The organism is Streptomyces sp. C (assembly GCF_000158895.1).
GTDB lineage: Bacteria > Actinomycetota > Actinomycetes > Streptomycetales > Streptomycetaceae > Streptomyces > Streptomyces racemochromogenes.
On record NZ_GG657750.1, the window covers coordinates 170683 to 179060 of the forward strand.

General features: G+C 72.0%; 9 protein-coding genes and 1 pseudogene. 5 read left to right on the plus strand and 5 right to left on the minus strand.

Features of this window, described 5'->3' with window-relative positions:
• A pseudogene (locus SSNG_RS00910) lies at positions 1-181 on the minus strand (transcriptional regulator); the annotation flags it as partial.
• Between the two features lie 81 nt (positions 182-262).
• Positions 263-694 carry an SRPBCC family protein gene (locus SSNG_RS00915; protein ID WP_007261892.1) on the minus strand — a complete coding sequence of 144 codons (432 nt, stop codon included), beginning with the start codon at positions 692-694 and terminating at the stop codon, positions 263-265.
• Positions 695-882: 188 nt separating this feature from the next.
• On the opposite strand from SSNG_RS00915, the gene SSNG_RS00920 reads away from it, so the two are divergent.
• From SSNG_RS00920 to SSNG_RS00930, 3 genes are all read left to right on the plus strand, one after another.
• Complete coding sequence (locus tag SSNG_RS00920; RefSeq protein WP_042802680.1) at positions 883-1689, plus strand: M15 family metallopeptidase; 807 nt, start codon at positions 883-885, stop codon at positions 1687-1689.
• A gap of 146 nt (positions 1690-1835) precedes the next feature.
• Complete coding sequence (locus tag SSNG_RS00925; RefSeq protein ID WP_007261894.1) at positions 1836-2687, plus strand: caspase family protein; 852 nt, start codon at positions 1836-1838, stop codon at positions 2685-2687.
• Positions 2688-2783: 96 nt separating this feature from the next.
• Complete coding sequence (locus SSNG_RS00930) at positions 2784-3824, plus strand: CinY protein (RefSeq protein WP_129593269.1); 1041 nt, start codon at positions 2784-2786, stop codon at positions 3822-3824.
• Positions 3825-3887: 63 nt separating this feature from the next.
• Here SSNG_RS00930 and SSNG_RS00935 read toward each other — a convergent pair whose 3' ends face one another.
• Positions 3888-4550 carry a deoxynucleoside kinase gene (locus SSNG_RS00935; protein WP_007261896.1) on the minus strand — a complete coding sequence of 221 codons (663 nt, stop codon included), beginning with the start codon at positions 4548-4550 and terminating at the stop codon, positions 3888-3890.
• Positions 4551-5027: 477 nt separating this feature from the next.
• Here SSNG_RS00935 and SSNG_RS00940 point away from each other — a divergent pair, with 477 nt between their 5' ends.
• Positions 5028-5510: a VTT domain-containing protein gene (locus tag SSNG_RS00940; protein ID WP_007261897.1), complete on the plus strand. Its 483-nt coding sequence runs from the start codon at positions 5028-5030 to the stop codon at positions 5508-5510.
• A 49-nt stretch (positions 5511-5559) separates the two neighbouring features.
• Here the strand turns inward: SSNG_RS00940 and SSNG_RS00945 are convergent, their stop codons facing one another.
• The gene (locus SSNG_RS00945) at positions 5560-7083 is read right to left on the minus strand and encodes an FAD-dependent monooxygenase (RefSeq protein WP_007261898.1); all 1524 of its coding nucleotides are present in this window, start codon (positions 7081-7083) and stop codon (positions 5560-5562) included.
• Between the two features lie 87 nt (positions 7084-7170).
• Between SSNG_RS00945 and SSNG_RS00950 the strand changes: the two genes are divergently transcribed.
• Positions 7171-7806, plus strand: coding sequence for a TetR/AcrR family transcriptional regulator (locus SSNG_RS00950; protein WP_007261899.1), 636 nt, complete (start codon positions 7171-7173; stop codon positions 7804-7806).
• Here the strand turns inward: SSNG_RS00950 and SSNG_RS00955 are convergent.
• Positions 7728-8378: hypothetical protein (locus SSNG_RS00955; RefSeq protein WP_241694959.1), on the minus strand; the 651-nt coding region annotated here is incomplete at its 5' end. The genes SSNG_RS00950 and SSNG_RS00955 overlap by 79 nt on opposite strands.

Sequence of the window (8378 nt, forward strand, 5' to 3'; positions counted from 1 at the left end):
TGGACGGGGCGACCCCGGTGGTGCGGGCCAGCTCGCCCGCGGTCCAGGCCCGCCCCTCCAGCAGCGTCATGCAGATGGCGGCCCGGGTCTCGTCGGCCAGGGCGGCGGCGAGGGCGGCGAGCCGGGCGGCGGGAGCGGGAGAGTCCGCCGGACCGGGGGCGGGTGTGTCGTCGTGATTCATGGCTCCAGGGTGCCGCATCGTTTCGGTATAGGGCGAATGGTTGGCGCCCGGGAGCCCGGGGTGGGGGCGCCGGGGCTGGGGTCAGGCCGCGAGGTGCGCGGCGATGAGTTCCGCCCAGGATTCGATGAAGGACGGGAAGCCGGCGGCGAACTCGTCGAGCGCCCCGGCCGCGGCCGGGGTGAGCGGCGTCATGTCGTAGGTGACCCGCACGGCACTGCCGGTCTCGGTGGCGGTGAGGTCGACGGTGACCGTCCCGGCCCGGACGCCCGGGGTGAGCCGGGCGTAGGAGACCGAGTGCGGGAAGTCGCGGGCGGCCACCAGCCAGGTCGTGGCCTCCTCGTCCGACGAGGTGAGCCAGACGGTTCCCGGCTCGGTGTCGTCCGGCGTCTCGACCGGGAAGACCGGGTCCCAGCCCGGCTCCCAGTCCCGCTCGCCCCGGGCGGTGAAGAGGCGGAAGGCCGCTTCGGGCGGGAGCGGGACGGTCAGTGCGGCGCTCAGGACGCGGCGGTTCATTTCTCCTCCAGGGGGCGGGCGGGCCGGTGGCGGTCAGCTCCGGCTCCTAGACGGTATCCGCCATTCCGGGGCGTTCCGCTGGACAGACCGGAGAGCCGGGGCATACCTGGCGTGCGAGCGGGCCAGTACACGGGGGGACCGACCATCCGCGGCGGAACCCGCTCTGGTACAGGGAGAACTCGATGACCATGTCGACGATGGCGCGCATCGCCGTGACGGTGGGTGTGACGACCGTGTTCACCGCGGCCTCGACCCTCAGCGCCGCCGCCCGGACGCCGGAGCCCAAAGCTCCCGGGGAGTTCGTGTCGCTGAGCTCCGTCGACCCCACGATCATCCAGGAGATGCGCTACGTGTCGGCCCACAACTTCATCGGCGAGCGGATCGACGGCTACCGGCAGCCGGTCTGCATCCTGACCCGGCCGGCGGCCCAGGCCCTGCACCGGGCCCAGAGGCGCCTGGTGCACCAGGGGTACTCGCTCAAGGTGTACGACTGCTACCGGCCGCAGCGGGCCGTCGACCACTTCGTACGGTGGGCCAAGGACCTCTCCGACGAGCGACGGAAGGCCGAGTTCTACCCGCGGGTCGACAAGTCGCGCCTGTTCGAGGACGGCTACATCGCCGAGAAGTCCGGGCACAGCCGGGGCAGCACCATGGACCTGACGATCGTCCCCCTTCCGGCGGTCCCCGCGCCCCCGCCGGTGCCGGGGCAGGAATCCGTTCCCTGCTACGCGCCGCAAGCGGAGCGGTACCCGGACAACTCCGTGGACATGGGCACCGGCTTCGACTGCTTCGACACGCTGTCGCACACCGACGACCCCCGCGTCCAGGGGAAGCAGCGCGCGCACCGCCTGCTGCTGAAGACGACGCTGGCGGCGGAGGGCTTCGTCAACCCGCCCGAGGAGTGGTGGCACTTCACGCACAAGCCCGAGCTGTTCCCGGACACCTATTTCGACTTCCCCGTCGCGCGCCGGTCGGTGTCCGGGCACCGCCCCTGAGAGACGGTGCCCGCGTCAGCCGGCGCGGACGGGATCGCCCCTTCGTGTGGCACCTGCGCGTCACCGTGGTAACGGTCTGTCACTTTCCGTACCGTCGACCGGGGCTCGGGTTTCGCCCCCACGGACTCGACGACCAAGGAACGGCCATGCCCAGAGGAATGTCCATCCACATCGGCATCAACGAGATCGACGAGACCCGTTACGGGACCAAGGGCGAGCTGAAGAACCCCGAGAACGACGCCCTGACCATGCGGGACCTCGCCAAGGCCAACGGGTTCGACACCCTCGCGACCCTGCTCACCAAGGACGCCACCAGCGAGAAGGTCGCGTCCGCCCTGAAGACGGCCGCCGCCCAGCTCACCGGAGGCGACCTCCTGCTGCTCACCTACGCCGGCCACGGATCCCAGGTCCCCGACAAGAACGGTGACGAACCCGACCGCCGCGACGAGACGTGGGTGCTCTACGACCGGCAGTTCGTCGACGACGAGCTGTACGCCGCCTTCGCCGCCTTCGCCGAGGACGTACGCGTCCTCCTGCTCTCCGACAGCTGCCACAGCGGTACCGTCTCGCGCGACGTCTCGCACTTCCTCGACGACGCGGAACTGGTGCGCGCCTTCGACACCAGTGAGCCGTCCGAGGTCCGCGCCCGCATCCGCGCCCTGCCGCAGGACGCCCAGTTCCGCAATTACCAGCGTGATCAGGAGCTGTACGACGAGATCCAGCGTTCCGTGCCCGCCCTGGACCTGCAGGACATCCGGGCGGATGTCCTGCTGGTCTCCGGCTGCCAGGACAACCAGACCTCCAGCGACGGGGTGGGGCCCAACGGCCTGTTCACCGAAGTCCTGCTCAAGACGTGGAAGAACGGGGCGTTCCGGGGAAGCTACTCGACCCTCCACCGCCAGGTCGTCGAGAGCATGCCCTTCTACCAGACGCCCAACATGCTCCAGACGGGCAAGCGCAGCCAGCAGTTCGCCTCCCAGGCACCGTTCTCCATCTGATTCTCATCCGTCCCTCCAACTGCCAAGTGGTAGTCATGTCCTGACCGGCCCGTGCGCCCGAGAGGGGTGCACGGGCCTCGACAAGGGGGACCCATCATGACGATGACGTACCGTCGGAGCAGGCCGGTGCTCTCGGCGCTCTCCGCCGGGATCGCGGCCGCCGCGCTCCTCCTGGGGCTCGCCGGATCGGCCGACGCCGTCCCGGTACCGCCGATCCAGAACTTCGGCACCATCGACGGCTTCGGGCAGAACTCCGAGCACGAACGGATCACCCGCGCGGCCCTCGCCTGCGCACCCGGCACCGCTCCCGGCACGGCCGGTGCGTGCTTCCAGCCGGCCTCGATCCGCCAGTTGGCGGGGGCGAACGGAACGATGGGGGCCATCGGGGCGCCGGACATGGACCAGGCGCTCACCGAGGCCGCACACTGCGACGGCGCCGACTACCTGAACGCGGCCGGCTACCCCCGGACCAGGGCGCAGGCCACCTCGGTGCTGCTGTCCTGCATCGCGCACCTCAAGGGCGAGTTCGACCGCGGGGTGGAGAGGGCGGACGTGCTCGTGAACGCCGCGGGCGCCGTCAGTGCCTCCGACACCGACCTCTCCTCCGACTGCACCTTCGCGCTGGGCGTCCCCGGCCGCGGCAAGTGCAACGCCATCGAGGGCTTCGGCCGGGCGCTGCACGGCACCGAGGACTTCTACTCGCACAGCAACTGGGCGGACCAGGCGGACGGCAGGTCCCCCGTCGGCGTCAGCAACCCGCCGGGCCTGGCCCGTACCGGTCCTGCGCCCTTCCTCCGGCTGGCCGCCGCCGCGCCCTCGGCCTCCGACATCCCCGGGGACCTCACGACGGGATGCTTCAGCCTCAACCCGTGGGGCTGCGGCAAGCGGATCACCCACGGCGTCCTGAACAAGGACAACGGGACCATCGACCCCGCGACGGGGAGGGCCACCTCCCCCACGACCGCCAGGGGGCAGGTCGCCGGCAACTTCAACGCCGCCGTCCAGACGGCCATCGCGGACGCCCGTGCCCAGTGGGACGGCTTCCGCGGCTCGCTCGTCGCCCGCTACGGGACGGTGCGCGGACAGCGCATGGCGTGCGCGATGACGCATGACGATCCGGCCCGCGACTGCCGCTGACGATCGCGTCGCGGAAGGGGCACCGGTCCCCTTCCACGACGGCCGGCGCGGGCCGGGCCCGCCTCAGCCGTTGGCCCGGGCCGCGGCCACGGCTTCCCGGACCGTCCGCGCCACGCGGGCGGCGTCGTCGGGGTTGTTCACCACGTCCGTCCGGCTCATGTCGACGACGAGCACCTCGCTGGCCGAGTAGTGCTTGTACACCCAGTCGTCGTAGCCGGACCAGAGCGTCCGGTAGTACTCGACGAGGCTTTCGTCCTGCTCGAAGTCGCGGCCCCGCAGTCCGATCCGGTGCAGCACCGTCTCGAAGTCCGCCTTGAGGTAGACCATGAGGTCGGGTGCCTTGCGGTAGGGCAGGCCGTCGATCTCCCGCATCATCTCGTCCAGCAGCCCCTCGTACACCCGCATCTCGAGGGAGCTGATCCGGCCCAGGTCGTGGTTGACCTTGGCGAAGTACCAGTCCTCGTAGATGGACCGGTCCAGGACGTTGTCGCCCTGCTTGTAGGCCGCCTTGATGGCGGCGAACCGCGTCTGCAGGAAGTAGAGCTGGAGGAGGAAGGGGTAGCGCTTCGCCTGGATCTCCTCGGGGCTCGCCGTGTAGAAGAGCGGCAGGATCGGGTTGTCCTCGACGCTCTCGTAGAAGACCTCGCTGCCCAGCTCCTTGGCGATCAGTTCGGCCACACTCGTCTTGCCGATTCCGATCATGCCTCCGACGCAGATCACCGACATACCTCACTTCTCCCTGGGGGTCTTCTTGTTCGCGGGTGGGAGGAGCGTCCGTCACCCCGTACCCCTGAGACGCACGCAGGTGGTCACCCGATGCCCCCACGACCTTCATGATCAGCGCCACAGGGCTGTGAGCCCGGGCCGAGAACACGACGCAGGCCGTCCACTCGGCCGGTCGAACGGACCGCCTTGTGGTTGCCGCGTACAACGAGCCACCGCCCCGCGGCCGCCTTGAAGCATAAATGACGTTTCACGCCGCGCCGGACAGTGCGCCACCCGGCCGTCCGACCGCCCCTATGCCCCGCACGGGCGTCCGGTTAGGCTTGCCTTCCCTGGCGCGCGAGCGTGCGGGTGGCGACCCATGGAACGGAACGGGCAGAGGCAGGGTGCAGGTGGGAATCGGGGACCGCGTTCATGCGCTGCGTGCGCCTGCGGGCGCGGTGCGCCCTGGTGCCGGCCCCGCGCTCGGCCGGGGGCGTCGTGGATAAGGTCATGGTCACCGCCGGTGCCCTGTACGCGATCGTCCTGCTGCGTGCCGGAGGGACGTTCGCCCTCGGGTGGCTCACCGGCGCCGGTGCCCGCCGCAGCAGGTTCGCCGGGCGGATCTCCTCGGCGAAGTTCCGGCGCGCCGAGCTGGCGATCCAGCGGTGGGGCGCGCCCGTGGTGGCCGTCTCCTTCCTGACCGTCGGCTTCCAGACCGCCGCCAACTTCCTCGCGGGCAGCATGCGCATGCCGCTGCCGCGCTACCTCGTCGCCCTGTTCGTGGGCGGAGCGGCCTGGGCCCTGATCTACGCGACCGCGGGGCTCGGCGTCCTCGAAGTGCTGGGGCGGCTCTTCGCCGAGCGGACGGCCCTCGGGGCCGGCGCCGTCGCCCTCCTCGTCGCCGCGGTGTGCGGGGTGGTGGTGTACCGCCGGAGGCGGGCGGCCCTGTCCACCAGTGGCACCGGGACCGAGGAATCGTGAGCGCGCCCTCCCGAGGCACCAGCGGCTTACGCGCCGAGCCGTAGGACGCTCACCCGGACGTCCCGTCGCCCGCGCGGCCGGCCGGGCCGAACCAGCGGGTGAGCGTCTCGGCGAGACCCGCGCCGCCGGCCCAGCAGACGTAACCGTCCGGGCGGACGAGTACGGCCTCGGCGTCGGGCGAGCCGGATATCGCCCGGGCCCGCACCTGCGTGATCCGGTCGCTCCAGGCGGCCGCGGCGGCGAGCGGAGCCTCGGCGAGGTCGAGGAGGACGCCCCGTCCGGTCCGCGTCAGATCGCTGAACCGGACCGGCTCACCGTCGCCGAGGTCCAGGTCGACGTCGGGCATCCGCAGGCCCAGTAGCGGATGGGGAGCGGCGTCGGGGGACGGGAGGCAGAGGTCGAGCCCGGCCATCACACCGGCCATGTACCGGTTGGCGTCGGGCAGGCGGAGCAGGTCGGTGAGGACGTCGCGCAGCTCGGGCAGGCCGGCGTCACGCTGCGGCCCCATGACCACGCCCTGGGCCCGGGTGAGGGCGAGCACCCGCGCGGCGACGGGGTGCCGCTCGGCGTGATAGGTGTCCAGCAGTTCCTCGCCCACTTCGCCGCGCAGGACGGCGGCGAGCTTCCAGCCGAGGTTGAACGCGTCCTGGACACCCAGGTTGAGCCCCTGGCCTCCGGCCGGGGAGTGGATGTGGGCGGAGTCTCCGGCGAAGAGGACGCGGCCGTGGCGGTACTCCTCCAGTTGCCGGCTGGCGTTGCTGAACCGGGAGGCGTAGCGGATCTCGGCCACGTCGACCTTCCCGCCGTGGGTGGCCTGGAGGACCTCGCGCACCTCCTCCGGCGTGACGGGGGCGTCGCGCCCGGCCGACATGGTCCGCGGGCCGCTGAGGATGAGCTTGTGGAGCCCGTCCGCCAGGGGCGTGATCATGGCGAAGTGGCCCCGGGGCGAGGTGTGGATCCGTGAGCTGATGTGCCCGGCGGTGCTGTCGTCGACGTCGCCGGTGAGCACCAGATCGGCGGTGGCCATGCGGGCGGTGGCCGCTTCGCCGGGGAACGCGGCTCCGATGATCTTGCGCACGCTGCTGTGCGCGCCGTCGCAGGCGACGAGGTAGCGCCCGCGCAGCGTCCGGTCGCCGTCCGGTGCGGTCACGGTGACGGTGACGCCGTCGGCGTCCTGTCGGAGGCCGGTCAGCCGGTGCTCCCTCAGCACCTGGCCGCCGAGCGCGACGAGGCGGTCCTCCAGCACCGCCTCCAGCTGGTCCTGCGGGAGCAGGACGGGGTGCGGATAGCGGGTGTCCCACGCCTCGTAGTCCAGCGGGACGGGCAGGCCCGCGAAGTGGCCGCCGACGAGCCGGTAGTCGATCGACCGGCCGAGGGTGTCGTCCAGGAGGCCGCGCAGGGCGAGCATCTCGGCGGTCCTGGGCTGGATCGCCCCGGCCCGGGACTGGAGGTTGCGGCCGGGCAGCCGGTCCAGCACGACCGCCGGTACGCCGGCGAGGGCGAGTTCGGCGGCGAGCGTGAGCCCGGCGCCGCCGGCCCCCGCGACGATGACACCGGTGACTTGCGCGTTCATGGAGCCTCCTCGGAAGATTCCTTCACTTGGTCGAGAACTATACCAGGTGCAACTTTCCCCTCGGTACCCCTTTGTTATCGTGGGCGCATGGCTGAGGAACTGGGACTCCGGGAACGCAAGAAGCAGCGCACCCGGCAGACGATCTTCGAAGAGGCGCTGCGGCTGTTCCTGAGCCGCGGCTTCGACGAGGTGTCGATCGCGGAGATCGCCGAGGCGGCCGAGGTCTCCAAGCGCACGCTGTTCGCCTACTTCCCGACCAAGGAGGACCTGGTCCTGCACGTGTTCGCGGACCACGCGGACGAATCGGCCCGCGTGGTCCGCGCCCGCCCCGCCGGGACGAGCCCGCTGGCCGCCCTGTACGCGCACGAGCTCGACGCCCTGGCCCGGCGGGACCCGAACACCGGACTCACCTCCGACCCCGACGCCGTGGCCTTCGCCCGGCTGCTCAGCACGACGGCGAGCCTGAGCGAGCGGCTGCTGCGGTACGCGGGGCACAGCATCGCCGCCCTCGCCGAGGCCCTGGTGGAGGCCGGCGCCGACGAGCTCACCGCCCGGCTCGCCGCGGTGCAGATCGTCACCGTCCTGCGCACCCTCGCCGCCCGCAACAGCGAGCAGGTGCAGGCGGGCCGCCCGGCCGACGACGTCTACCCCGAGGCGGTGGCCGCCGCCGAGCGGGCCTTCCGGCTCCTCGGCACGGGCCTGGCCGACGCCCTTCCCTCCTGAGCGCCCGGCCCCGCACCGCGCGCCAGCTCCCGCTCCACGACGGTGCGGAAGTCCGTCGCGGGGCGGCCGGTGAGGCGGTGGACCGAGTCGGTCACGCGGTCTTCGGCGCCCGCCGCGATGGCCCGGTCCATGTCGGCGAGCATCGCGGCGAACTCCGCGGGCATCAGCTCGGCGAGCCGGTCGCGCAGCTCCGCCCGGGACAGCGACCGGTGGGTCACGGGGGTGCCCGTGACCTCCGTGAGGATCGCGGCGACGTCGTCGTGGCCGAGGGTCTCGGGCCCGGTGAGGACGAGGTCGGTGTTGGGGGCGCGTACGCCGGTCAGGGCGCGGGCGGCCACGGCCGCGATGTCCTCGGCGTCGACGAAGCCGACCCGGCCGGTCCCGGTGGCGGTGCGGATGACGCCTTCGGTTCGGATGCTCAGCGCGTGGAGATGGCCACCGGTGAAGTTCTGCATGAACCATGACGGCCGCAGCACCGCCCATTCGTCGAAGATGCCCGGCAGCGCCGCGTGCACCCGGCCGACCGCCGGGCCGCCCTCCGCGACGGAGGACGCGCTCAGCAGCACCGCCCG

Bases quoted from the DNA above. Each gene is read 5' to 3' on its own strand.
- SSNG_RS00925 (WP_007261894.1), top strand. From the start codon at position 1,836: ATGCCCAGAGGAATGTCCATCCACATCGGCATCAACGAGATCGACGAG.
- SSNG_RS00935 (WP_007261896.1), bottom strand. From the start codon at position 4,550: ATGTCGGTGATCTGCGTCGGAGGCATGATCGGAATCGGCAAGACGAGT.
- SSNG_RS00930 (WP_129593269.1), top strand. From the start codon at position 2,784: ATGACGATGACGTACCGTCGGAGCAGGCCGGTGCTCTCGGCGCTCTCC.
- SSNG_RS00920 (WP_042802680.1), top strand. From the start codon at position 883: ATGTCGACGATGGCGCGCATCGCCGTGACGGTGGGTGTGACGACCGTG.
- SSNG_RS00945 (WP_007261898.1), bottom strand. From the start codon at position 7,083: ATGAACGCGCAAGTCACCGGTGTCATCGTCGCGGGGGCCGGCGGCGCC.
- SSNG_RS00915 (WP_007261892.1), bottom strand. From the start codon at position 694: ATGAACCGCCGCGTCCTGAGCGCCGCACTGACCGTCCCGCTCCCGCCC.
- SSNG_RS00950 (WP_007261899.1), top strand. From the start codon at position 7,171: ATGGCTGAGGAACTGGGACTCCGGGAACGCAAGAAGCAGCGCACCCGG.